The 25648-nt window shown below is 36.1% G+C and carries 13 protein-coding genes; all 13 read right to left on the bottom strand.

All coding sequences use genetic code 11. The annotated features are described in order from the left end of the window. Positions 1-23 precede the first annotated feature (23 nt). Positions 24-521, bottom strand: coding sequence for an RICIN domain-containing protein (locus NLJ00_RS14725; RefSeq protein WP_256634321.1), 498 nt, complete (start codon positions 519-521; stop codon positions 24-26). Beyond that, complete coding sequence (locus NLJ00_RS14720; protein ID WP_256637477.1) at positions 512-604, bottom strand: hypothetical protein; 93 nt, start codon at positions 602-604, stop codon at positions 512-514. Before NLJ00_RS14720 ends, NLJ00_RS14725 begins: the two co-directional genes overlap by 10 nt. Continuing rightward, positions 580-2346 (bottom strand): WD40/YVTN/BNR-like repeat-containing protein, encoded by a 1767-nt coding sequence (locus NLJ00_RS14715; protein WP_256634320.1) that lies wholly within the window; start codon positions 2344-2346, stop codon positions 580-582. Before NLJ00_RS14715 ends, NLJ00_RS14720 begins: the two co-directional genes overlap by 25 nt. A gap of 172 nt (positions 2347-2518) precedes the next feature. Further along, the gene (locus tag NLJ00_RS14710; protein ID WP_256634319.1) at positions 2519-4048 is read right to left on the bottom strand and encodes a glycoside hydrolase family 43 protein; all 1530 of its coding nucleotides are present in this window, start codon (positions 4046-4048) and stop codon (positions 2519-2521) included. Between the two features lie 164 nt (positions 4049-4212). Next, the gene (locus NLJ00_RS14705; RefSeq protein ID WP_256634318.1) at positions 4213-5685 is read right to left on the bottom strand and encodes a cellulase family glycosylhydrolase; all 1473 of its coding nucleotides are present in this window, start codon (positions 5683-5685) and stop codon (positions 4213-4215) included. A gap of 145 nt (positions 5686-5830) precedes the next feature. Further along, positions 5831-7339, bottom strand: a complete 1509-nt coding sequence (locus NLJ00_RS14700) for a glycan-binding surface protein (protein WP_256634317.1) — start codon at positions 7337-7339, stop codon at positions 5831-5833. A gap of 19 nt (positions 7340-7358) precedes the next feature. Next, positions 7359-8939, bottom strand: coding sequence for a RagB/SusD family nutrient uptake outer membrane protein (locus NLJ00_RS14695; protein ID WP_256634316.1), 1581 nt, complete (start codon positions 8937-8939; stop codon positions 7359-7361). A 26-nt stretch (positions 8940-8965) separates the two neighbouring features. Continuing rightward, positions 8966-12151, bottom strand: a complete 3186-nt coding sequence (locus NLJ00_RS14690; protein ID WP_256634315.1) for a SusC/RagA family TonB-linked outer membrane protein — start codon at positions 12149-12151, stop codon at positions 8966-8968. A gap of 741 nt (positions 12152-12892) precedes the next feature. Next, entirely contained in the window at positions 12893-14269 is a 1377-nt protein-coding gene (locus tag NLJ00_RS14685; protein ID WP_256634314.1) for a glycoside hydrolase family 43 protein, read from the bottom strand. A 59-nt stretch (positions 14270-14328) separates the two neighbouring features. Beyond that, the gene (locus NLJ00_RS14680; RefSeq protein ID WP_256634313.1) at positions 14329-16011 is read right to left on the bottom strand and encodes a glycoside hydrolase family 43 protein; all 1683 of its coding nucleotides are present in this window, start codon (positions 16009-16011) and stop codon (positions 14329-14331) included. Between the two features lie 336 nt (positions 16012-16347). Further along, positions 16348-20373 (bottom strand): hybrid sensor histidine kinase/response regulator transcription factor, encoded by a 4026-nt coding sequence (locus NLJ00_RS14675; protein ID WP_256634312.1) that lies wholly within the window; start codon positions 20371-20373, stop codon positions 16348-16350. 212 nt (positions 20374-20585) lie between these two features. Next, the gene (locus tag NLJ00_RS14670; RefSeq protein ID WP_256634311.1) at positions 20586-22124 is read right to left on the bottom strand and encodes an alpha-N-arabinofuranosidase; all 1539 of its coding nucleotides are present in this window, start codon (positions 22122-22124) and stop codon (positions 20586-20588) included. 154 nt (positions 22125-22278) lie between these two features. Further along, positions 22279-25146, bottom strand: a complete 2868-nt coding sequence (locus tag NLJ00_RS14665) for a TIM-barrel domain-containing protein (RefSeq protein WP_256634310.1) — start codon at positions 25144-25146, stop codon at positions 22279-22281. Between the last annotated feature and the right edge of the window lie 502 nt (positions 25147-25648).

Genomic DNA, 25648 nt, shown 5'->3' with positions numbered 1-25648 from the left:
TTTTTAAATCTCAACAAACCGATTTACTTTTTAAGAATCTTAAATGATTTTGAGAAATTTGAGTTTATTCCTTCAACTTTCACCAGGTATAATCCGGGTTGCAATGAAGCCCCCATTAACATGTGCTTTAATTCCGGAGCGGATACTGCTTCCTGTACTTTTTTTCCTGTAACATCAAAAATGCTAACACGAATGGGTTCATTCGATTTTGTCGATTCAATCTTAAATTCAGTATTAAACGGATTTGGAAAAAACGCTATCGAAAGCTCTGAATCCTCTGAAATATCCTGAGAGATCGAATTCATTTTTAAACTTTGGCTTACTGTTATATTTATTGACCATTGCTGATTAAAACTGCTGCTCTGGCTCCATTGAAATAAATTAGCACCATTAGTGGTAGTACCCATTCCATCCAGATACAAACCTGTGGCTTTATTTTTAAACTTAACATAGCTCCCTGCTGTTTCGCCTGTCCAATATTGTGCATCACTGCCACTAGAACTATATTGCCCTACAACCAACCATTGGAATTCCTATACATGCCATCAAGATACATTCCTGAAGCTCGATTCTTTAACATTACATAGTTTCCAACCGTTTCAATTGACCATTGTTGCGCCGTTGCGCCGCTGTTAGCATATTGCCCTGCATTGGAACCATTATCGAACCTGTACATCCCATCCCAGCATCTCCAAGTGATACACCCGAACAGCCAGACCAGCTTCCCCCATTATTGGTGGTATACCAGGTCGTGTTGGATCCCCAGGGACAATGCAGTATAGTTCCTCCATCTGCGCTTATAGCTACCCTTCCTGATACGCCCATATTTGTGGCGGCGCCCGTCCATGTCGTTCCCTTGTCAGCAGAATAGTAAACCACATTTTCCCCGTTACCAATTCGGACTACTTTGCCAGGGTTGGCTGCAGCATAAGCAATGCTATGGTTATTATGACCTCCTAAAGGAGAAATCCTCGTTGATGGAAAAGAAGTCAGTGACTCATGTACAAAGCCTGATACGTCTCCGAAAGAGGAAATAAACGGACCTCCCGGAATGCTGACTCCATCAAGCAGTGCGGTTTCTTCAATTCCGATCACATCATTTTTCCATGAGGTATTTGTGGCTGTAATATTGGAACAGGTATATACTCCGCCTCCGCCTATTACTCGTACTTTTAAAGGATCATTAAGGTCAAACTCGACAGAGTCCATCCAGTTAATCGCTCCCCCGGCTGTCCAGTTCATGCCGCTAGCATTATAGGTGGAATCCGGACCGATCTTTAGGTTCCAGGTCGATCCTCCATCAATGGAGAGAAATACAAAATCTCCCCAGCCGCTACCAAACTGTTGGTTCCAGTACATGCCACAGGTTGAAACCACTACTCTATTACTATTGGAAGGATCTATACTTACGCCACCATATGGATATTTTGCCGTAGGATGATGCGCAGGGGTAACATTGGTCCATATTCCCGTACTAGTGTTGAGCTTATATACTCTGCCCATATCATTCGCAGGCGTGGTTCCTGTGTAATCACCTGAAATATTGGGACCTTGTTCAACCGAAAGCGTCGCATACATAGTATTCCCTTGTAGTGCTACCCGGTGCGGCATAAATCTATTGTCGGGAGAAACGTCTGTAAATGTTACTCCTCCATCTGTACTCTTGTAAATATTTGCGCTTCCGATGCGGGAAACACCTATATAAATGGTTTGTGTAACCCCGTTTACCACAGCGCTCAAAGGATCATAAGCAACAAGACATATTCCATTTCCATTAGCAGTGTTCGTTACTCCATTCCAGGCCTGGTTCCAGCTAACGCCCCCATCTGTACTTTTCCATAATCCGTTGGCTCTGGTTCCACAGAATAACACGTTGCTGTTTTTGGGATCTACAACAAGGCGTTCTCCGTTGGAACGTCCATATCCGTTTCCATGTGTCTTGAATTTGGAGGTAACATCTGTATAAGTGAAGGTATTTCCTTTGTCCGTAGATTTTAATATGGCTGTTCTTCCGTTGGCTATATATTCCGTTCCACAGAGCATAAAAACATTATTGGGATTCTGCGGATCCACGGCAAGAGATTCCACTCCGTAAAATCCGTTTTCTCCTTCACTCAACCAGTCAAGTAACTGAACCCACTTATTGTTGTTAGTATCCCAGCGGTAAGCGCCGCCTATATCCGTGCGACAATACCTGTCGCCGGAGGTTTGGTGGGTAATGAGTCCTGTCACAAATCCGCCTCCGCCGATGGGTACATTCTTTGAGGTATACGTCTGGGCGTTTGTTACAACCGGACTAAACACTAAAATAAGGTACAAAAAGAAAATTTTTATATACTTTTTCATATTTAATATTTTAATTGTACAAAAACATTTTAAATTTTATTCTGCCTTCTTGTTTCAAATTCTGAATCATCTGAACTCAAAAAAGCTTCATTACCTTTTCGTTTTTATTGTTATTACCAATAATAAAATATACAGATACATAAGTACTGTTGGTTACAAGACCAACAGTGGATTAATCAATGAATTTCCATTCATCAAACAGAAAATCTTCTCCATTAAATACAAAATAGATATTCGCTGTACCTTTATATATTCTCTGTTCTATTTTCTTTGAGAGCGTAGTCCATTCCTTCCCATCACATATAATGGAAACAAGAGCTTTACCTTTAAGATTATTTACATATACATCAATTCTGCCTTTTCCTTTCACCCTAGCTTCAAATTTTGCAGGAACCTGTTTAGTGAAATCAGCTCCTCGAACCATAAGACATTGTTTATCAACTTTTCCTTTGGCAACCATATTGCCAACATCTCCAGCAGCTTCGAACTGAACTTGCCCTGAAGTACCTCCGGTAGTTTCTGCCTGCTGAACAACGAATGGATTTAATGGCTTAATTTGAGACGGACCTTTAAAAGTTGCTTTGCCCATATGGAAATTCACATTCTCCTCATCCACCTGCATTTCTTCGATACCTACATTACGAAAACCTCCCTTGGTACCAAAATAATCCTGTAAATACATGGCATGATACGTAATATAATATTTCTCTTTAAACTTAAACAGGTGGGTGTGATTGTTTGTCCAGGGACCTATGCTATCTTCTCCAGCATTCTTAAAGTAGTTATCTCGATACTTCCAGCTATCCGGATTTAAGGGAGTTTTACTGGTCATATAAGACATGTTGCATTTGGTTGGTTTATCAATATTGCTATAAGGCCATTCCGTACGTTCTTCCCAATTTGTATTATAGGTATAAACATAGGTTCCATTGATAAAGTTAAGATCACTTGCCTCAAAAAAATAAGGAGCGGGTATCTTGGCAACAGGACTGGCCACGCTGATCATATCTTTTCCTAATTTGACAATTCTGGCATTATCCGGCATATATTTGGTTTTAGGTGTTCCTCCTCCAAAAGTCAGCCAGCCTGCACCCTGGTCGTCAATCACAACTCCGGGATCAAATGGCGCTTCGCAATCTACACCGGGAACAGAACGGTCGATTATATTCTTTCCCAGCGGGTCAGCCCACGGGCCAACAGGAGAGGTTGAAGTAAGCATGGCTGTGCCAATACCGCTATTGGAGTAATACAAATAGAAGTGCGTCTTACCATCTGCCTCCAATCTGGATGTAATAGAAGGCGCCCAGGAATTCTGACTCCATGGTGCAAGCTTTGCAGTATCGATGAGACCGTGATAAGTCCAGTTGACCATATCATCGGTAGACATCATGACCAGTGTATGAATATGTTCGTATGAATTTTTCCCATCCTTTCCTACATGCTCATACTGTTGGTTATCATTTGTGCCATACACATAAATTCTTCCATTGTATTCTACAGCTGTCGGGTCGGCCGTAAACATAAAATCTAATAAAGGATTTGCATTATCCGAGTTAAGTTTCGGCGAAACATTTGCGAATTTTTCTGTCAGGCTTTCTTTAACCTTTTTTGGTTTACCTGTATTAGTCTGAGCTTCTGTAAATTCTCCTCCTAGAAAAGCCATAACAACTACTGTGCTTAACAATACTTTTTTTCTAAACATGCTTTTTTTATTTTGCCCAAAAACGGATAATCGTTAAGGGTTAATTTTTATTAATTATTCTTTAAGATACTGTAAAAAAAAGGTTAATCCTTCCCAGAGCTGGCGCATAATTTGCCTTTCTCGGGGAAAGAAAATAACCCTATGCTATAATTGACATTATACTATTAATTATATCCTGCTTTAATGGCATTAATCAAAGCTTGGTCCTTTATCGAATTATTAGCTCTGTCTAAATTAAAACCTATCTCCCACCAGAATGGCAGCATACCATTAGCTTTAGCTGTTTTGGTCACAAAAGTTGCCCAGGCCTCCACAGACCTGTTGTGCATCTCCGTATCCAAAGGAACAGCTCTGCCAAGGTCGGCAGTACGTCGCCAGGTTCCATATTCCCCCAATATCACGGGGATACCTGCATCAACAAACTTTTTAATCTTTCCGATTTCTATGCTGAGCTCATCCTCTTCTCCATCAGGGGCGTTGCGTTCCGGCTCAATAGTAGAATGGTTCCCAGCACCCCAGTAGTAACTCGCTTTGGTGTCCGGATTATATTCTCCATCCTTTAGTAAATTAAAATGCCAAGGCCCATAAAAATGCACCTCAAGCATCAAGCGATTAGGTACCACATCGTTAGGAAGCGTAGTCATCAGATTAGAAGTTTTAATAATGTCAGTTGAAGGCCCCTGCACAACCAGCACTCGGTAACTATTTTTACCTCCGGTAGCGCGAACTGCCTTGATGAATGTTTCGTGATAGGTATTTAGTATGGCCATCTGCTCGGCATTGTCAACTGCAGGTTCATTTGTGCCAGCAAATATAAGGTGCTCATCAAAATCACGCATGCTTGTAGCAATCTGCTCCCAAATCGCCTTTTGCTTTGCATTAATGGTCTCTTGCATTTCTTTATTGACACTTTTTTCCAGCCAGCCATCATCTCCATGAGCATTCAGTATCACATACATATCATTATCTACACACCATTTAACCACTTCGTGCACACGACTAAGCCATGCAGGGTCGATTTTCATTTTATCAGGATCACTTAAATGACTCCAAACCCAGCCAGTAGGAAGCCGTACAGCATTGAAACCTGTTTGCTTTAAAAATTTCACATACGATTCGGTAATTTTACTACTTACCCACTCCGCTTCTTTTGGTGATTCCATGGTATTACCAATATTTATTCCCATACCCATACGCATTTTTGCCGCCAATTGTAGCGCTGTACTACTCATTCCTGTTTCATCGGGAGCTTTAGGCGTTAAATTATAGGTTGGATATAAACTCCCTTTTTGTATAATCGTAATTCTTCGCGCCTGACCATTAGCTGCTTCAATAGTTAGTACCACAGAGCGGGTAAATCCGGTTTCATTACTTAACACTGTAAATTTTGTTGCAGTAGCCCCACTACTGCCGCTTGTTTTGGTTAATTGTAGCCAGGATGCTGCCGAATTGCTAACACTCCAGGCACTGTTGGCTTCAATGGTGATTTCTTCCGATGTACCACCATCTGACTCAAAAGAAACCGTTTTTGCGGAAACCGTTAATTGTGGGTCTTCTTCTTCATTTTTTGAACAAGAGACCGAAAGTCCCATAATGATCAGTAGGGGTATAATTTTATAAAAATGTTTAAATTTCATTTTTTGTTCTTTTTTAGAATTAATAAATTTTTATTTAAGACCTGCAGAAAAGCTTGACATTCACAAATACCTACAGGTCAATACTTTATAATTTAAACTACAAATTTGTTATTTAAATTAAAAAATTTTGATTATTTGATTTTGATTATTTGATTTTGATTTTCACAACCCTAATATTGTCAATAGCGCCATAAAAACCTGTTGCTGTCCTTGAAGAGGTGAAATTTTTAAGGGTAATATTATATTTACCCGCACCAGTAGGCCCTAGTAATTTAATTAAACTAGGAACCGGATCACCATCACCTAATGCGACCTTTTTTGATCTGAATTCAGATAAGGGAATAGTTACGGTTTGCCAACCCTCTGTTTTAACAGCAAGAGTTTTATTAGAACCAGGGATTTTCCATGGTTCATAACGCGCTACAAAACTTTCATCTGCAAATTCTGTTTTAAAATAAAGAGTGCCACCATTCCATGGACGAGCCACACTTATTTCAAACTGAATAGCCCAGTTTTCAACAGGATCTGAAAGATTTGATACAGGTATCCACTTATTACCAGTATTAGAATTACCCAATGGGGCATACTTACTGGCACCGGCATCTAAAGCAGGAGAATCAAAATACACATACTGGCTTCTATTTGTTCCCATCGAACCATTAAAATCGGCTACATTTTGAGCCAAGGTAATATCTCCCGACCAATCATAACCAAAATAATCACCCCACTCAAAATTTGCTAAAAGACCTAACCAAAGCTCATTTTTAGTATTTATACTATAAGCAGTGGTAACCGTTCCATAAGAATTAATAATGCTCACTGGTCCACTAGCGAAGTTCATGTCAGGAGCCAAAAACTTGACCGACGTGCCATCAACAGCTTCCTTAAAATCAGTAATAACAGCACCGCCAAATTTAAAGTTTGTAATACCATTCAAATTTTTACCATATACACGTATCGAATCGCCTTGTGAAGGATTTGCATTAGAAATAGCAAAAATTTCCGGAACAATTAAAACATTAAATTTATAGGTACCAGATGCAGCAACAATCTCTCCGGCCCAAGGCATTGGCGCATCAATTTTTGGAAGTACAAATCCAACAGAACTACCATCATCTGCTTTTGCAAGTGGCGAAATATCCGTACCTGCTATAGTTAATTTTTCTATCAAATATAAATTGGTACCATAAACATAAACCGAATCACCTACCATAGTACCAGCAGACATCGAATTACCTGTGATGGTAGCTGGCGGCGCTTTTACATTAAATCTAAAAGTAGTTGTACCTCCTTTGGTAACATATTGTATAGTATTAACAACATCTGGAGCAAGATTATTAAAAGGCAATGACGAAGGAATTTGTAAAACAGCTGTTTGATCTGAAAACAATGCAGCATCGAAAACAGCAGGACTACCATTAAAGCTTATCTGAGTGGCTTCTTTTAGATTACTTCCGTGAATTACAATCCATTGCCCAGGGACAATACTTGTTACTAATGTATCATTAGGAGCGGGTGCATAATTCCTTACTGCTGTAATAACAGGGATGCCATTTAATTCATCATCATTATTACAAGATGATAACATTATAATAATCAACATCATGCTTAAAAAAAGCAAATGAGTAACACGGTTAATTAATAATTTTTTCATGTTTATAAATTTTTTATCACTATTCATAATAAGGTACTGATGGTTCGTTCAATTTAGGATTAGCAATCACCTCTACTGCAGGCAGCTGTAAAGTAAAAGTCGCGAAGGTAGCAGGAGAAATGGGGCCAATAGGATCTTCAGGTGTAGCTACTTCCGTAGCACTATCATATTTAAAGGTTACTCTTTGCTGACTACTAAGAAGACCAACTGCTTTTTGAGGATTATAATAAGAAAGTCTTACCAGATCAAACCAATATTGTCCTTCGCAAGCAAATTCAAGCCTTCTTTCATTCAGGATAACATCTGTATTAAGTACTGTTACCGGATCAACACCTGCTCTTGTTCTTACCTTATTAAAATACAATAACGCATTGGCATCACTTGTAGATCCATTATTACCAAGTATAGCCTCAGCATATATTAAATAAACATCTGCTAATCTTAATAATGAATTATGCTGTATAGAACCCAAAAACGTCATGGCGGGTGCATTGTTATCTGCCTCATTACCAATAATATGTTTTTTCATACCTGGTCCCTCGGCAGTATAACCACCACCAGCAGCGTTTAATTCAGGATAGTGGTCTCCAGTCAGCATAAAAGTCGCTTTACGTCTTATCGAATCCTGCTTAGGATACGCTACATACAAATCATAACTTGGTGACGGAGCCCCCCATGCTCCATCCTTTTGAGGATTAATATCTTTACTCGGCGAGTATGTCAATAATTGATTTCCTTCCATCCAGCCATTGGTGACAGACCATTGCAGTGCAAATAATGACTCGGAATTATCATTGAATTGTGTTTTAAAAAGATCCGGATAACTTGGAAGCAAGGCTAAACCACTGTTTTCGATTACATCCTTTGCGTACAGTTTTGCCTTGTTTAAATATTCCTGATTACGTGTACCTCCGAGCTGTCCTAATCCAGCCATAGTTAAATACACTTTACTTAACATTCCCTTTGCTGACCAGCTGGTAACTCTGCCTTTCTCCTCAGTTGCAGGAAGATTCTCTACAGCAAAAGTTAAATCTTCAGTAATAAATCGGTATACATCTGCCGTTCTATTTTTATTTATCAAAGGTGATTTTATCAACTTAGTATTATCTTCAATAATAGGCACTTCTCCCCACAACATTACAAGATGATAGTATGCCATGGCACGTATAAATCTTGCTTCAGCTAGTCCGGCATTTTTATCTGCAGCAGCAACTGTTGCCGGCGTATTTTCATTAATCCCCTTAATTGTACCATTACAGTGTCCAACTATAATATATAACCCTGTCCAGCCATCTGTTAAACGTTGGTTAGATCCTGAAAGAGTGAAAGTATTAAGCTGTACCAAATCTGCACCCTGCCAAGGTATAACAAGGTTTCCGCTTAATATATCTCCTAATGGAAGGTATGCAATATTATTCCATTGTGCCCATACTCTGCTATAAAGTGCCGCCGTAGCTAACCTGATTTCTTGTTTTGTCTGATAAAAATTTTCAGTGCTTATTTCCGACTGAGTAGGGCGATCTAAAAAATCATCCTGACAACCAGTCAAAACCAGTACTCCCAAAAGGGTTGAAACTGTTATTTTATAAATTGACTTCATATCTATCTATTTATTAAGTTTTATTTTTATTTAGTTAATCCAACATTAATTCCCAAAGTAAATGTTCGGGCTTGCGGATAAAAGCCATTATCAATTCCTGCCTCTAACGGATTCCATGAACCCACTTCCGGATCCATTCCTTTGTAATTTGTAATAACAAATGGATTACTGACATTAACATATATGCGCAGGGAACTTAGGTGAATTTTTTGTATCCAGTCGTTTGGCATCGTGTACCCCATAGTCATGTTTTTACATCTGAGGAAAGATCCGTTTTCGACGTACTTGTCAGAGAAACGATGATTTCTGTTACTATCGTTATTTTTAAGCCCCACAATTGTAGTGTTTGGATTGGTAACATATACGTTATTGACATCTGAAGCTGACCCATTTGGATCAATTAAAGCCAAATTAGCATGATCATTTAATGATTTTAGGAAGCCAAATTGTGTCGAAGGATTTTCTCCGGTAATCCTCAATCCATTTACTACTTCATTACCAAGGTTAGCACTAAAGAAAATATTCAGGTCAAAACCTTTATAGGTAAAGGTGTTACCAAGGCCAAATTGAAAATCAGGAATAGGAGAGCCTAAATAGGTTCTGTCTTTTTCAGTAATTACGCCATCACCATTTAAATCTTTAAATTTAAGGTCTCCATACCATACCCCGCCAGGGTTTGGCGTAATTGGCAAAACTGCCCCATTTGTATCTGTAGGTAAAGCATGGGTCTCAAAATCCTTAGCAGTTGCAAATATCCCATCTACTTTATAGCCATAAAAGTCACCAATAGAACCACCCACCCGTGTTTCAGAAACTACTTCATTATTATATTTTCCAAGCAATGAAGCTCCGTCTGTATTTAATTTTAGAACCTTATTTTTATTATGTGATAAAGTAAAATCGGTAGTCCAGGTAAATTCATCTCCTTTTCCGATTATATTTCTGGAACTCAAATGAAGGTCTATCCCTCTGTTTCGAACAACCCCAACATTTACAAACGGAGGATTAATTACTCCTGATCCACCAAGTGTTCCGGAATACAATGGCAAAGGAAGTTGCAGCAAGAGTCCATCTGTCAGACGATTATAAACATCAGCAGAAAAATTAAGTTTCCAGCCGAAAAGTGCTACATCGATTCCGACATTACCATATTCTGTTTTTTCCCATGAAACTTCACGGTTTCCTAGATTATTAATAATTTGTGCATTACCCGCCAAAGCCGTTGAAGTTGTCTTTAATGTCGTGATATAAGCATTATCTCTAACATTTTGATTATTGGTCAAGCCATAACCTGTCCTTAACTTTAATTCATTAACAATTTTTGAGTCTTTTAAAAATTTCTCGTTATTTAATTTCCATGCAAATGCTCCTGAATAAGTGGTTACCCAGCGATTCTCCGGTGCAAATCTTGAAGAACCATCTGCACGTGCATTTACGGTAAACAAATATTTATCATCATAAATAAAATTGATACGCCCAAAAAAAGATTCTTGTGCATTCTCTCCTCTGGCTCCATCATTGGTTGCTGTTGCCGGATCTCCGCTACCTATATTAGTAACACTGTTTGAAATGAAATTTTTTCTTGCTGCAGAAACATTTTCAAACTGGGACAACTGTGCCTCATGTCCTGCCAGTATGTTAACATTATATTTGCTTTTAAATACTTTAGCATACGTTAAAAAACTTCTAAAAGTGGTAAAATAGTCTTGACTATAAGAATAAAAGGCATCATTTACTAATCTCTCAGCTAACCCAAACTTGTAAGTAGGATTAAATCGGTCTTCTGTCCTAAACGAAAAATTCCCCGACACTTCATTTCTAAATGATAAATCCTTTGTAAATGCTATATCTGCATAAAAATTACCAAACATCTGATTTCTTTTAGGAGTATTTACATTAGTAAGTGCAAGAGCATAAGGATTTACACGTTTACTAATCCATCCTTCACTGCTTTGTTCGCCAGCAAAACTACCATCAGGATTTCTTACAGGGATATCTGGCGTCTGACTTAATGCCTCTGCAATAACATTTGAACCTGTTGAATTTACATTCTCATTAATATGAGTTAACTGTAAACTCGTCCCTATTTTTAACCAGTCAGTAGTTTTGTTGTCTAAATTTAATCGTACCGAACCTCTTGTAAACTCCGATCCAAGTGCTATACCTTCCTGGTTAAAATAGGATCCGGACAATAAATACTGCGTTTTGTCATTACCACCACTTAAAGTTAGCATATGGCTTACTACGGGGGCCTTTCTAAATAATTCTTTTTGCCAGTTTGTACCCTCGCCTAAATACTGTGAATTAGCAAATTCCGGTCTTTTATCAAAACCCCAAACAGCAGACCTGTCGTTAATAAACTTACCATATTCTCTTAAATTCATAGTTGGATATTGCTTGATCAGCTCCTGATATCCGGTCGAAAATTCATAAGTGATTTTTGGCGCTCCTTCTTTACCTCTCTTAGTCGTAATAACAATTACACCGTTAGTGGCTTGTGAACCATAAATTGCTGTTGCTGATGCATCTTTTAGTACATCTATAGATTGAATATCCGAAGGGTTAATTGTGGATAAGGGGTTTGTACCATTAGCTCCACCATAACTTTGGCCAATTATAACACCATCAATTACATATAACGGAGAGCTGCCACCAAAAGAAGACAAACCTCGTATCTGTATATTAACTCCTCCACCCGGTTGACCGGAAGTCTGCTGCACTACTACCCCGGCAACTTTACCCTGCAAAGCCTGGTCAATTGTTGTAGGACGTGTTTTCATAAGGTCTTCTCCTGATATCGAAGATATTGCCCCGGTTAAATCTTTCCTTTTTGACTTACCGTAACCAATTACGACTACCTCATCGAGTGCTTTTCGATCTTCTTTAAGACTTATCTTTAATTGACTGCCGGTAATCTTTACTTCCCGGCTTACATAACCAAGATAACTTACAGCGAGTGTTTCTCCGATTTTAGCGTCAATAGAAAATGATCCGTCCAAATCGGTAGATACACCAGTTTTAGCTCCTTTGAGATTAATGTTGACACCAAAAAGTGGTTTACTTTCTACCTCATCTAATACAGTACCTGTAATTTTTACATTAGAATTTTGAGCTGATGCCAGGCTAAAAGAAAAAAAGAGAACCGGTAATGCATATTTTTTAAAGAGTTTCTTTGCTTTTACAAAGCGTTGAATTACATGTTTTTCATTCATAATTAATTGGTTTTGATTAGTTAGTTAAGCGGTTATTTTTACATAAAAAATGTATTGGGCAGAAATAATCTCATCATTATTTCATTTGAAACATTATCGATCTATTGGGAACAAATTAACAATAATACAATCCTAACCGACGGTTCATTTTGTATCAAAAAGCGGTATCAATTGTTGCAATTATTGTACTTGTAATAAAAAAATGACTTTATTTATTTTATTTTCATATTTAATATCATAATAAATTATCATTTCAATAAGTGATGTTTTTTTATAATGAATGCAGGTAAAAACCCATTTTTAACATTAAGTTTGCAGATGATGATTCTTTGGATTGAACGCAACATCATTATTTTTTTGAGGAAAGAACAATTAAAAGAACTATAGATTATTACAAATAAGTGGTATCCTTTTTTGCTATCAGATTAGCTGGAGCCGTACCAATAGTTAACACTGTTTTATTTCTGAAACCAACGATACAATAGAATGGAATTTGTTGACAAAACAATTACTGAAAGTTTCTTTAAACTTTTAAAACTGAAAATTGATTTATAAAAAACAATGATTCAAAAAATGAAATGAAGCTAAAAATCTTTTAATACTTCAACAATAGAAAAAAGATTTTTAAATTGACATTTAGTTTGTCAAAAGGTTTTAACTACTGGTGTAAACAAGCAAGCCACACGAAAGGATCGTGTGGCAGCAATTTTTTTTTAGATAACAGATTGCTTTTGTTAAAATTTATTTTAAGAATTTCCAATAATCAAAGTACAGTATATCGGTCTTGGATTTTCCTTTAAAAACAAAATACAAATCGTGAATTCCTGAAACTTTCTTAACATCAATTGTTCGCAATGTCCATTTGTCATTGTCTCCTGTCATTGGTGCATTTACTGTTCCAAGTAATTCACCATCTTTAGTGTCCAATCGTATCTCTATAAAAACATTTCTGTTGTGAGTGCTGCCAATTCTCGCCGTGAATTTCGAAGCTCCTTTTTTACCGAAATCCACCTCTCTTACTTTGGTAAAAGCGTCATTGTATTTTGCCGTAATAAAATTGCCAACTTCTTTATCATTCATTGACTTCACTCCTTCAGACCAGGCAATAGTTTCAGCTTGAGTTTTCACATAAGGATTCAATGGACTTAAACTCTGTTTGATACCTTCTGTCATATTCATTTGCACGATCGAACCATCTTTATTAAACCTGGCTTCTTCTACACAAACTGAACGGGTAAAACCACCACCTGCGGGCAATGCCGCATTGTGATAGAAAAAATAGCTTTTTCCTTTAAAATCAATTATGCCGGGATGATTGGTAAAAGAACTTCCTTGTACAGGCATGACAACACCCTGATATTTCCAGGGTCCAGTTATACTTTTACTGGTTGAATAACCAATATGTTCCGATATTGGTCCTGCGGCAAAAAATAAATAATACAGACTATTTCGTTTATACAGCCAAGGCCCTTCCTCATAAGTAGTAGGTCTTTCATCATTTTTTTCTCCTTCGCGTTTACCAAAAGATTCTATAGTATTGGGTATTTGTTTCACTTCGCCCGAATAGGATGTCATGTTCTTATTGAGTTTTACGTAATACAAGCCGGGATTTCCCCAAAACAAATACGCCTGACCATCTTTATCTACAAAAGGAGTAGGATCGATATCATTCCATATATGATCGGAATCGATAAGTTTCTTGCCAATAGGATCTTTAAATGGACCGTAAGGACTATCTGAAACCAAAACTCCTATGCCTCCGCCATGCACGGGACAGTATAAATAAAATTTACCATTTCGTTCAATACACTGCACAGCCCAGGCACCATTATCCTGCTTTGCCCAACTAAAATCTTTTAGAGAAGCAACTATACCATGGTCTGTCCAATTGACCATGTCGGTTGAGGTATAAAGTGACCAATTGAGCATTTTAAAACCCTTGCCATCGGCGTTGGCATCGTCTTCATCATGGCTTGTATACAGATACACTGTGCCGTTATATACCATTGGTGCCGGATCTGCCGTATAATTGGTCTGCACAATAGGATTTTGTGCTTCACCAATCGAACAATTTAAGAGCGCTATTAGTGTTGTTATAAGTTTATAGATATGTTTCATTTTAGTTATTTAGTTAATACAAATACGGAGTTCGGTTGGATAATTATTTATAATTTATCTTAGTATTTAATTCTAAACCAATCAAAATCAGCATAACCGCCTATTTCTTTTGTGGCGTAATTAAACAAGCTAAAACGATACCCCATAAAATGCGGAATGCTATATTTCATCTTTAAAGGTCGACCTATCGGTTTCCAAACTTTTCCATCAAGACTGTAAAAGAAAGTCGCTTCATCTTTCCCATTAAGATCGTAAAGGCTATTAGCCGCATCGTTCATTCCGGTAAAATCGCAATTGATTCTGAAGTAAATTTGATCTTGATCCAATGGAATTCGCTCTACTTCGAGAGGCTTATCATTATCAGTAGTGATCATTACTATCGACTTTTGACCCGCGTCAATTTTAACCCCCACTGATCCATACTCTTTTTGGAAAGCTGATAATCCGGCAAAATCGCCATCTTTCATTTTCGAAACATCCAGAGCAACAGAAGCTGAGCTGGTTGGACCAATAGTTCGTTGTGTAAGTGTGTTTCTGGCCTGAAGAAAATCAGTGTCGATTCTTCCTGTTTTGAGGCGCAGGAATCCTTTTCTTTCCGTTACAGACCAAAGCGCATTATCCGGATTATGATTCCATTGCCACACTAAAGGCAGTGCCGCCTGTCCTTTTTTACGGTTGAATTCATCAGAAGCTACCAAACCTGGAATCAAACCTTTACTGGCTGGCAGGTCTAATGTTTCCGGCACTTTTCCGTTATCTCCTAATACAGGCCAGCCGTCTTCCCACTTAACAGGAACGAGATAAGGAACGCGGCCAACAGCAGCATAATCGCGGAAAAGATAAGAGAACCAACGTCCATCGGGAGTGTCTATGAGTCCGCCCTGAGCAATTCCTCTATCCTGTAAGCCTACTTTTCCTTCCCAGGGACCGTTGATATTATCTGCCCTATGTATAATTACAGTTCGCATTTCACGGCGTGGCGCGCAAATATTAAATAGATAATATTTCCCTTTTACTTTAAATAATTGAGATCCTTCAGCTCCAAGACCTACTTCTTTCCCTGTTGGCGCACTGGCGTTCTCGATGAGCACTCGCTCCGGAACGTCTTGTTTAACTCCTGTCAGATCCTCATTTAATTCAACAATTTTAAGTCTGTCTGCGCCATAAATTAAATATACCTTGCCATCATCATCAAAAAACAAAGAATGGTCATGGAGGGATGGTTTAAAAGAAACTCTTTCCCTGTTTCCTTTTTCTATATCTTTTGTTTTAAAAATATAGGTTTCACCTGGTATGTCATGTGCAAAGGTGGTTACATAATACATACCATTGTGGTAACGCAAACTACTTGCCCAAGAACCTCTGCTATAGATGTTTTTTCCTTCTGTCAAATTTAGCGCCGGCAAGTCTGCCAAAGTATCATAAGCATAGTTGATGATTTTCCAATTGACAAGATCAGTCGATTTCATAATGGGCACACCCGGATTCATGTGCATTGTTGTACTGCTCATATAATAATTTTTACCAACCCTGATCATAGACATATCAGGCACATCAGCAAAAATTATTGGATTTTGGGCTTGCCCCATGGCAACGGTATGAACAAGCAAAACAAGAAAGGCGAAAATGAGCCTGATTTTTTTTTTCATGGAATAAAAGAATAATAGAGAATAGAACTTACTTGATTTTGCTAACAGCTTTACCAGATAAACAGCCAAAAGCAACGAGTAGTTTTTTCTCATGGTTTAAAAATGGGTCAATAGTTTATAAATGGTTTAGTAGTAAACAAAATAACAAGAAAACAATACCATACAACGTTTCCCTTTGTATCGCAAGAGTGCATCAATTGTATTAAATGAAAAACCTACTATCAAATACATTTATAAATCAATCTTTTATGAATTATAATAATTAAGATTTAGTATAATTCATTGACCAGATTAAAAACATAAGTAATATCAAAAAAAAAATAGTAAACCTAAGCTTACTACTCTCTAAAATTGTACTTGTACTTGTTATTTAATCCTGTATTACTTTTTAGATTAGTTATTTAATAACTCCTCTCAACATCATTATTATTACTGTTGTTTATAAATGCGTAGATATTCCGAAGGTAAAAAACCAAATTCTTCCTTAAAGTATTTAGCGAATCTTTTGGGCGAATTAAATCCTACTTCGTATGCTATTTCTGCAATTTGCATTTGGCTTTTTTCAAGAAGCTGACGTCCGCGTTTCAATCGTATAGTTCGAATAAATTCTATTGGGCCTTTACCGGTAATGGCAACTAACTTTTTGTATAAATGACCACGGCTTAGACCTAAAGCCACACTAAGGGATTCAACAGAAAACTCAAAATCACTTATATGTTCTTCTACAATTTTAATAGCTTTTGCAATTAGCGCTTCATCCAATGAAGTAATTGTAATTTCTGAAGGAGAAACATCTAACTTTTGACTAAACGAGGCATGACTTCTCTCTGTCCATTCTACAAATTTTTGAATACGTAGTTTTAGCAAATTAAAATTAAAAGGTTTGGTTATATAATCATCTGCACCAAGTTCCAAACCTTCTACTATATGTTCTTCAGTAGTACGTGCCGTCAATAGAATTACGGGAATATGAGACCAATGGATATTTGTTTTTATCTTTTTACAAAGTTCTATTCCATTCATTACAGGCATCATTACATCGCTGACGATAATGGTTACATTAAACTTTTGTAATAATTCCAACGCTTCTTCTCCGTTATTAGCCGTTATTACAGTATAGACATCCTCAAGATTATCTTTAATAAATTCGCAAAAATCATTGTTGTCGTCTACAAATAATAATATCTTTTTATTTGTAACTCCATAAGCTTCTTCTTCCTGCTCAACAGGAAATTCTTCCGGAATATTTTCTGATAAATATTCTTCGTCCATATTTAAATCAGGCATTCTGATTGGAATCTGGAAGGTAAAAATACTACCCTGAGGAACATTATCTGTAACACTTACTGTTCCTCCATGAAGATTGATATATTCAGCCACAATATGTAATCCTAAGCCCGTTCCAGTCTTCTCCTGTTCTTGCTGAGCCTGATAAAAGCGTTCAAAAATATGTTCTTTTTCTATATTACTAATACCACGACCAGTGTCAGAAACACTAACAGAAACATTATTTCCAACTTTCTTTACATGGATCTTTATGGTACCTCCGTCTAAAGTATATTTGAATGCATTTGAAAGTAAATTTGAAAATATTTTCTGAATCTTATCGCGATCAAAGGACATTTCTAAACTCTCAATATCACTTAATAGCAGCAAATTAATATTACGTTCCTCTGCATAAACACAAAATAAAAGGTAAACTTCATTAATAAAAGGAACAAAATCACCCGATTTTAAATTCAGTCTCTCTACTCCAACGTCCAGTTTATGAAAATCAAGCAATGAGTTTATTAATGTCATAAGCTGTTGTGCATTTTTATACATAACACTTAATTTTTTTCTCATACTTTCGCTCGTTGCATCATTCAATAAAATCTGCAAAGGAGTAATAATAAGGGTAAGCGGAGTGCGCAAATCATGACTAATATTGGTAAAAAACCTTAACTTGATTTCATTAATATGCATTTCTTTCTCATGATCCATTTGCACACGATGCTGTTCCAGTTTTATTTGATGTTTTTCTTTTGTTTTACGAACAAAAAATATTAGCGCTCCAATAATCAAAATGGCATATATAATAAAAGCCCAAATTGAAAAATAAAAAGGAGGCATTACATTAATAGATAATTCTGTAGGGATATTGCTCCAGACGCCATCACCATTACGTGCTTTTATTAAAAGTCTGTAATTACCCGTTGGAAGTGAAGATATTACTATTTTATTTTTTTGAGTTGGCAGCCATTGTGTATTAAAGCCTTCTATCTGATAAACATATTTTACCTTATCTGCATTCAATAAATTTCCTGTTGTAAACTGTAAGGAAATAAGTTTATCATCATGCCTGAAATTTAACTCCGAAGTTAATTGCATTGAGTGGTCAAGCAGCTTGCAGCCATCATAATAGGAGTCGACCTGAATTATATTGTTACCAACTGTCAATTCAGTAAATATAACTTTTGATGTAGACGGGTCTTTTTCATACATTTTATTCGGGTTCAAAACTGTATATCCTTCTACATTACCAAGGACAATATCATTATTTTGTAATTTGCAAAAAGCGCGATCGTTAAAAAAATTATTCATAAGGCCATCTTTGACGGAGTAATTTTTACTTGAAAAAGTAAATTCTCTGTTTGATGCCAGCCTGACTGTAATGATAGAAAGCCCGTTGCTTGTTGTTACCCAGATATTATTGAAATTATCTTCTGTTATGCCTTTTATTAAGTTATCGCATAAGCCGTTCTCTTTGTTAAAAAAATGCAGCGTATCCTTTTTTTGATTCCAGATAATCAGTCCATCATTATTACCTAACCATAACAGACCGCGTTTATCTTTATAGACATTTGAAATTTGATCCTGGGGGAAAGCTTGATTTCCTCTCTTATTGCCATGATATGAAATCTTTTTGTAATTGGTAATATCAATTACTAATAAACCATTTACAGTACCAAAATACATTGTATCACCACCATCATAAAACATATCCAGCGCATAGACAATATCATCAAATGGGGTAAGTACAGAATTAAAACTATCCGAATCTGTTGGTAATATCTGAATTTTTCCACCCAACGCTCCTATCCATACATTTCCGTAGCGGTCTTCTTTTAAGTTCCAAATACTATTACTGCTTAATTTGCTGTTCTTTGTGGTATACTGAATCATTTTGCCATTTTCATAACAAAAAAGCCCTTTTTGATAGGTACCAATCCAAACACGATTCTTCCTGTCTTCCAGTATAGATATTATGGCAATATCAGGAACAGGGAGTTTCCTTACCGCCTCCGTTTTTTTATCTTTTATATACAATCCGTTTCCATCGGTTCCCAGCCAGATATTTCCCTGATGATCTTCCATTATAGACATAATATCAGAACATTGTGGGTGCTTGAAATTGATAAAATTTCGAAAACTTTCGTGATAATAGGATAATCCCTTTTTATTATATCCCACCCAGATAGTCTCGTTGTTGTCTTTGTAAAGACACTTCACACTATTCGATGACAGGCCGGTCTCGACCCATGGATCAGATACGAGATTTTCAAACCCATCTTTTCCCTTGTCATAGATAAACAATCCTTTGTGGTCCGTTCCTATCCAGATCTGTCCCGGTTGATTTTCGATAATACTGGTTATATGATTGGCCTGCGTTTTTAATCCCGAAGTCAATTCGAATTTTTTCCACTCTTCAGTTGAATTCTTTTTGTAAAAAACCTGTTCACTTTTATCTGAACAAATCCACAAACCATTATTTCCATCTACATAAATAATATTAACAACATTAGCATTAATACCATTTTGTTTAATATAGTCAGGTAATTCTATGAACGTCAAAACTCCAGAACTTTTATTCAGCTTCCAGCACACCCCTGAATTATACTGAATTGCGTAAAGAAATTCACCACTATCAGTAATGGAAAATTCATCTTTTAAAGCAGTTTTTAATTGGAATACAGAGGTTTTCTTTTTGCTGAAATCGTGAAAAAATATTTTCTTTTTGTTGATTACCCAGAGATTACGATTTTTATCTATAAAAACCTTAGGATTAAAATCTGGTTCTATACCCAGATTAAGCAACAATAATTTTGGATCTGAAAAAGAATCTTTGTCTCTTTTATAAACCATATAAGAATATCCAAAGTCTATCCAGATATTACCGAGACCATCTTCCTGTAATTCAAGTATATCATTTGACGACAAGGCATTAGGTAGCCCGGAATGCATTTTATAGACCTTAAATCCATATCCGTCATATCTATTTAATCCAGACTCCGTACCGATCCAAAGAAAACCATAACTATCCCTTAGAAATGCTTTGACATTATTATTTGAAAGGCCCTCTGTAGTTTCTAAATGATGAAAAACATAAGAAGATTGTCCGGTAATACTTTGGAAAGAAAAGATCCAAAATAATACGCAAATAGAAATGTAGAGCTCTCTGGTATTTTTTTTCATTTTAAAATGATGAGTAAATCTTCAGGATTCAGAAAGATAATTATTTAGTATAAATTTATTTATCCCTCTTTTTGCTGTTCCTAAAATTCAAATATAATAAATGTTTTGGTCCATCTTTAACCACTTTTAATTAATTATGGTATCGCTATACTCCATTTCATTGTAAAAGTATGGTGATACCATAATTGCAATTTATTCAATACTTTGTATTTTTACTTCCCTTCTAAAACCACCACAGAAAAAGGTGGGATTGTAACTTCTAAAATATCCTTTTTTATTGAAAATTTAGTATAAGTAACCGGAGTTATCTTGTTTGGATTCTCAAAACTATTATAATCCTGGACTTTCAAAGAGGACAGAACTTCTCCTTTTATACTTTTTATTCCCAGCTCTTTCAAATTAATTTTAATTTTATTTTCTTTCTTTAAATCAATATTTACAAGTGAAATATGCGTTAAACCAGCTTTATCTTTTGAAGCCGAAACAGAAACCGCCGGTAACTCTTTATTATCAAAAATATATTTCGGAGATTCTATTTTTAAAGGAATCAGAACAGCATCCTGATGTACATTATACATTTTCATGACGTGATAAGTAGGCGTAAGTACCATTTTTTCTTTATCAGTCAAAATTACGGCTTGCAAAACATTAACTATCTGAGCCAAATTTGCGCCTTTTACCCTATCTGCATGATTGTTAAATGTATTTAATGTTACACCTGCAATCATAGCATCTCTCATTGTGTTTTGCTGGTATAAAACACTTGCACCTTCTTCGGTATCATACCATCCGCCCCACTCGTCTACTATCAAGGCAATTTTCTTCTCCGGATCGTATTTATCCATGATTGCAGAATGCTTTTGAACTAACTCTTCCATTTTAACAGCTGCATTCATGGTTTCAAAATACTGATTTTCATCAAATTTTACAGATGATCCTTTCTTTTCCCAATTTGAAACTGAGTACCAATGTAAAGCCACAGCTTCTATAAGTCCTTTGGGAATATCACGCATTAAAACTTCTGTCCAATGATAATCATCACCATTGGCACCCGAAGCTATCCTGAATAATTTTTTATCCCCTTTTCCATCCGGGATAAAAGTAGCATACTGCCTGTATAAATTTGCATAGAATTCTGCAGTCATATTTCCTCCACATCCCCACATTTCATTTCCAACTCCCCAAAGAGTCACTTTCCAGGGCTTCTCTCTGCCATTTTTCTTTCTTAAATCAGCCATTGGAGAACCTGATTCATAATTTACATACTGAACCCATTCGTCTAATTCACGAGGAGATCCGCTCCCCACATTTCCTGCTAAATAAGGTTCTGCTCCAATAGCTTCACACATATCCAAAAATTCATTAGTCCCAAAACTATTATCTTCAACAGTTCCTCCCCACCAGCGATTCACAATACTTGGTCTGTCTTTTTTAGGACCAATTCCATCTTTCCAATGATAAGTATCGGCAAAACATCCTCCGGGCCAACGAAGATTAGGTACTTTTAACTCTTTCAATGCTTTAATTAGATCGTTACGAACACCTTTTGTATTCGAAATATTACTGTCTTCTCCAACATACAGGCCTCCGTAAATACATTTTCCTAAATGTTCTGCAAAATGACCATAAATATGTTTATTAATGATAGTTTTATTTTCTGTTTTCTCAATTGTTATCTCCGTAACCTTATTTTGCGAATTAACATTTTGAAAAATTACAGCAATACAGGTTAGCAAAAAGAGTTTTTTCATTTTATAGGTTGTTTGTTAGTTTGATATTATTATATTTTGTCTTTAACTATAAGCATATCCTTCTTTTACAGCTTATTCAAAAGCTGGTAAATAAATTTCATGTAGTGTACGCTCACCCATTTGGACATTATAAATATTTCGGTTTGTTTACTGGTTATTTTAATTTAATAGATTGTAAATGTCCGTCATAGTTGACTACCTGCCCTGGAGCATCATACACAAATGCTTTACGATTTTCTTTACTCACAGGAACAATAACAAACTTTCTGTTTTTCAACATTCCTTTAAATTCGCCTTTTCGCTCACCAATAGTTAAAATGCCATTTGCTTCATTGTAACTAAATGGAATGCTGGAATGAAATCCTTTTTCATAATTATAATTTGCTCCTTCATCTTCATATAAATTAAAACTTCCATTTTTTCCTTTATAGACATAAAGAACAATAGTATCTGCTGGTTTTTCATCGGTATATTGTATTTCCGGTCCAACAGAAATAATTGCTCCTTCAGGAATAAATAAAGGAATACGGCCGTATTGTGCATCTACAGATAAAGTTTGTCCTCCTTTGATATAATCTCCAGTGTTAAAATCATACCAATTAGTTCCTGCAGGAAAGTAAACCTCTCTTTTACGAGCGCCATACTTATAAACCGGACATACCATGAAATTTTGACCAAACATAAATTGATCATTAGTATTGACAACATTTTTATCGCTTGAAAAATCCATAACCAGAGGACGCATAATGGTATAATCGTCAAAATGGGTCATTCCGGCCATAGTATAGATGTAAGGCATTAATCTATAACGCAAATTATCATAAAACAAAATGGACTCGTAAGCCGGATGTCCTTTAGGAGCTATATTCCACGGTTCACGATAAGGAAATTGTCCATGTGATCTGTATAATGGTGCAAAGACACCAAATTGATGCCAACGTGTATTTAATTCTCTCCATTCTTTATTGTCTGCATTTTCTTTTCCGTTTTTGTCGAATTCCATTTGTGCATTTACATAACGATCCTCAACACAAAATCCGCCAATATCCATAGTCCAATATGGAATACCGCTAATTGCAAAGTTTAAACCTGCTGAAATTTGTGCTTTTAAATCTTCCCAGCGTGTTGCAATGTCACCACTCCACGTTGCTGTCGAATAGCGTTGTAATCCTGCAAAACCTGATCTGGTTAATAAAAACACACGTTTATTTGGCTCTACACTACGCTGCCCATCATAAATGGCTTCGGCATTCATCAAAGCATAAGTATTAAAGTATTCTGTCGCTGACCCTAAGGCTGTTGGGCCTTGCAAGGATTTGCGATAATCCATATCTGTACAATCCAATACATTTGGTTCACTGGCATCCATCCACCAGGCATCAACTCCTGTTGGATATAAATTTTCATAAATTTGTTTCCAGAATAATTTTCTTGCACCACCCGAATAAGCATCATAAAAAGAACCTACATAACCCGGACCAACCCAGTCCCGAACATTATCTTTAATGGCCTGTTGGTACATCCATCCTTTTTGATCAAATTCTTTAAAATGTTCCGTTGTTTTATAAAACTTAGGCCATACCGAAATCATCATTTTACCATTCATCGCGTGGATAGAATCTACCATCGCCTTTGGATCAGGAAAACGTTTTGGATCAAATTTATGACTTCCCCAGGAATCCTCTTCCCAATAATTCCAATCCAGTACAATATTATCTATAGGGATCTTACGTTCTCTAAATTCTTTAAAATTGCTTAGAATCTCGGCTTCTGTTTTGTAACGCTCGCGGCTTTGCCAATAACCCATTGCCCATTTTGGCATAATTTGAGCTTTTCCTGTCAGGCTACGATATCCTTTAACTATCTCATCCATAGAATTTCCATGAATAAAATAATAGTCTAATTTTTTATTCATTTCGCTCCACCATACCTGATTGCTTTTCTCTTCAATGAGTTGAGGAGTTCTTACTCTTAATCCGCAATAAGATGTTCCCCCGTTAGGTTTCCATTCTATTTTTAAAGGAACTCGTTTACCGGCTTCTAACGACATTGAAAACTTGTAGCTATTAGGATTCCAGGCAGTTCTCCAGCGCTCTGGAACTACTAACTGATTATTTAAATACACTTTGACATACCCTGAATAATATAAAGTAAACTTATATTCCCCATTCTGTGGCGCTTCGATATCGCCTTCATAAGTAACATTAGCATTTTTTAAAGGAAAATTTGCCGGTAAGTTTTTAAAACTTTTGATGTCTTCAAAGAAAATAGATGCTTCTTTACGAACTAGTTCTATTTTTCCATTATCCGGCGTAATATAGGTGCCTGTTAAATTATCCGGTTCACCATTTTTATCGTATAATTTAAAAACAGCATTTAACTGTTCATAAGGACGGCTGTCACCAAAACGGCTTAATGAATAACTATCCCATAAAAGCCCGTAGTTTTTATTTGAAACAATAAATGGTACAGAAACTTTAGTGTTATATTGAAATAATTCTTCGCTTTTATCTTTGTAATTAAACTCATCTGACTGATGTTGTCCTAAACCATAAAAGGCCTCATCTTTTGGTGATTCAAAAATCTGACGAATTGTATACCCCTTGGTTCCTTCGACTTCTACCGGATTAAATGTCTTGCCTCCGCCAGAACTTTCAGACAAAATAAGTTTTCCGGTTTTATCTTTAAACTTAATACCTCCATCTTTTGAGGAAATCACAACATTTAAAGTTTCAGTAGCTAATTTGATAGAATCCCTTACTTTGGTAACCTTAAACGGAACAGTCCCTATATTAGGTACGATAATTAAACTGGAATCTTTTGGAAATACTTCATCTGGTGTTGCAGACACATGTATCAAATTATTCCCCAAAACTTGCAAGCGTAATTTACTTAATGTAGCGTCCTTAGGATGGCTTATATTTATAATTATACCATCATCTGTATTTTGATAATGTTTAGTAGCACATGATGTTAATACCAATGCAGTAATTAGGTTTAAGTATATTTTATTTCTTTTCATATAATTTAGTTGATTAAAAAATGATTTAACGCACTGATTAATAAAACAGTATTTTTTTGTTTACAATAATTCATTAAAGTAATCTAAAATTACTTTGTGACTGTTTTATAATAGTTATTTTATTCTTAGAAGAATGCAGTGCAAAACTCCACCTGCCCAAATTTCATTTTTTTTGTTTTTGAAAATAAAAAACTAGAGAGACTATTAAACTCTCTAGTTTAAAACTAACTTAAATTTAACCTTCAATTTTTTTAAAGTTATCATGTTAATGTAATTGGAGCAATTCACTTAATCCCCTTTTTTACATTAATTCTGCAGCAAGAACTAAATGTTTCCATAATTTAAATTCCCTAACTCCGATATTCTATTTTCTATTGAAATTGGGCTCAACAATTATTTACAAAAAATTAGATTAATAGGGAAATACAAGGATTAAATTTCATTATTAAAGTGATAATTCAATCCAAATTAATAAATCAAGTTAAACCCAAATCTTAAAACA

Origin of the sequence: Flavobacterium panici, assembly GCF_024499525.1 — a bacterium.
Lineage (GTDB): Bacteria > Bacteroidota > Bacteroidia > Flavobacteriales > Flavobacteriaceae > Flavobacterium > Flavobacterium panici.
This window is presented reverse-complemented; position numbering and strand designations above follow the sequence as displayed.

What these genes read in the sequence shown, in the direction of transcription:
- NLJ00_RS14680 (WP_256634313.1), bottom strand. Translation starts at nt 16,011, where the DNA reads ATGAGAAAAAACTACTCGTTGCTTTTGGCTGTTTATCTGGTAAAGCTG.
- NLJ00_RS14710 (WP_256634319.1), bottom strand. Translation starts at nt 4,048, where the DNA reads ATGTTTAGAAAAAAAGTATTGTTAAGCACAGTAGTTGTTATGGCTTTT.
- NLJ00_RS14665 (WP_256634310.1), bottom strand. Translation starts at nt 25,146, where the DNA reads ATGAAAAGAAATAAAATATACTTAAACCTAATTACTGCATTGGTATTA.
- NLJ00_RS14695 (WP_256634316.1), bottom strand. Translation starts at nt 8,939, where the DNA reads ATGAAGTCAATTTATAAAATAACAGTTTCAACCCTTTTGGGAGTACTG.
- NLJ00_RS14715 (WP_256634320.1), bottom strand. Translation starts at nt 2,346, where the DNA reads ATGAAAAAGTATATAAAAATTTTCTTTTTGTACCTTATTTTAGTGTTT.
- NLJ00_RS14685 (WP_256634314.1), bottom strand. Translation starts at nt 14,269, where the DNA reads ATGAAACATATCTATAAACTTATAACAACACTAATAGCGCTCTTAAAT.
- NLJ00_RS14670 (WP_256634311.1), bottom strand. Translation starts at nt 22,124, where the DNA reads ATGAAAAAACTCTTTTTGCTAACCTGTATTGCTGTAATTTTTCAAAAT.
- NLJ00_RS14700 (WP_256634317.1), bottom strand. Translation starts at nt 7,339, where the DNA reads ATGAAAAAATTATTAATTAACCGTGTTACTCATTTGCTTTTTTTAAGC.
- NLJ00_RS14690 (WP_256634315.1), bottom strand. Translation starts at nt 12,151, where the DNA reads ATGAATGAAAAACATGTAATTCAACGCTTTGTAAAAGCAAAGAAACTC.
- NLJ00_RS14705 (WP_256634318.1), bottom strand. Translation starts at nt 5,685, where the DNA reads ATGAAATTTAAACATTTTTATAAAATTATACCCCTACTGATCATTATG.
- NLJ00_RS14675 (WP_256634312.1), bottom strand. Translation starts at nt 20,373, where the DNA reads ATGAAAAAAAATACCAGAGAGCTCTACATTTCTATTTGCGTATTATTT.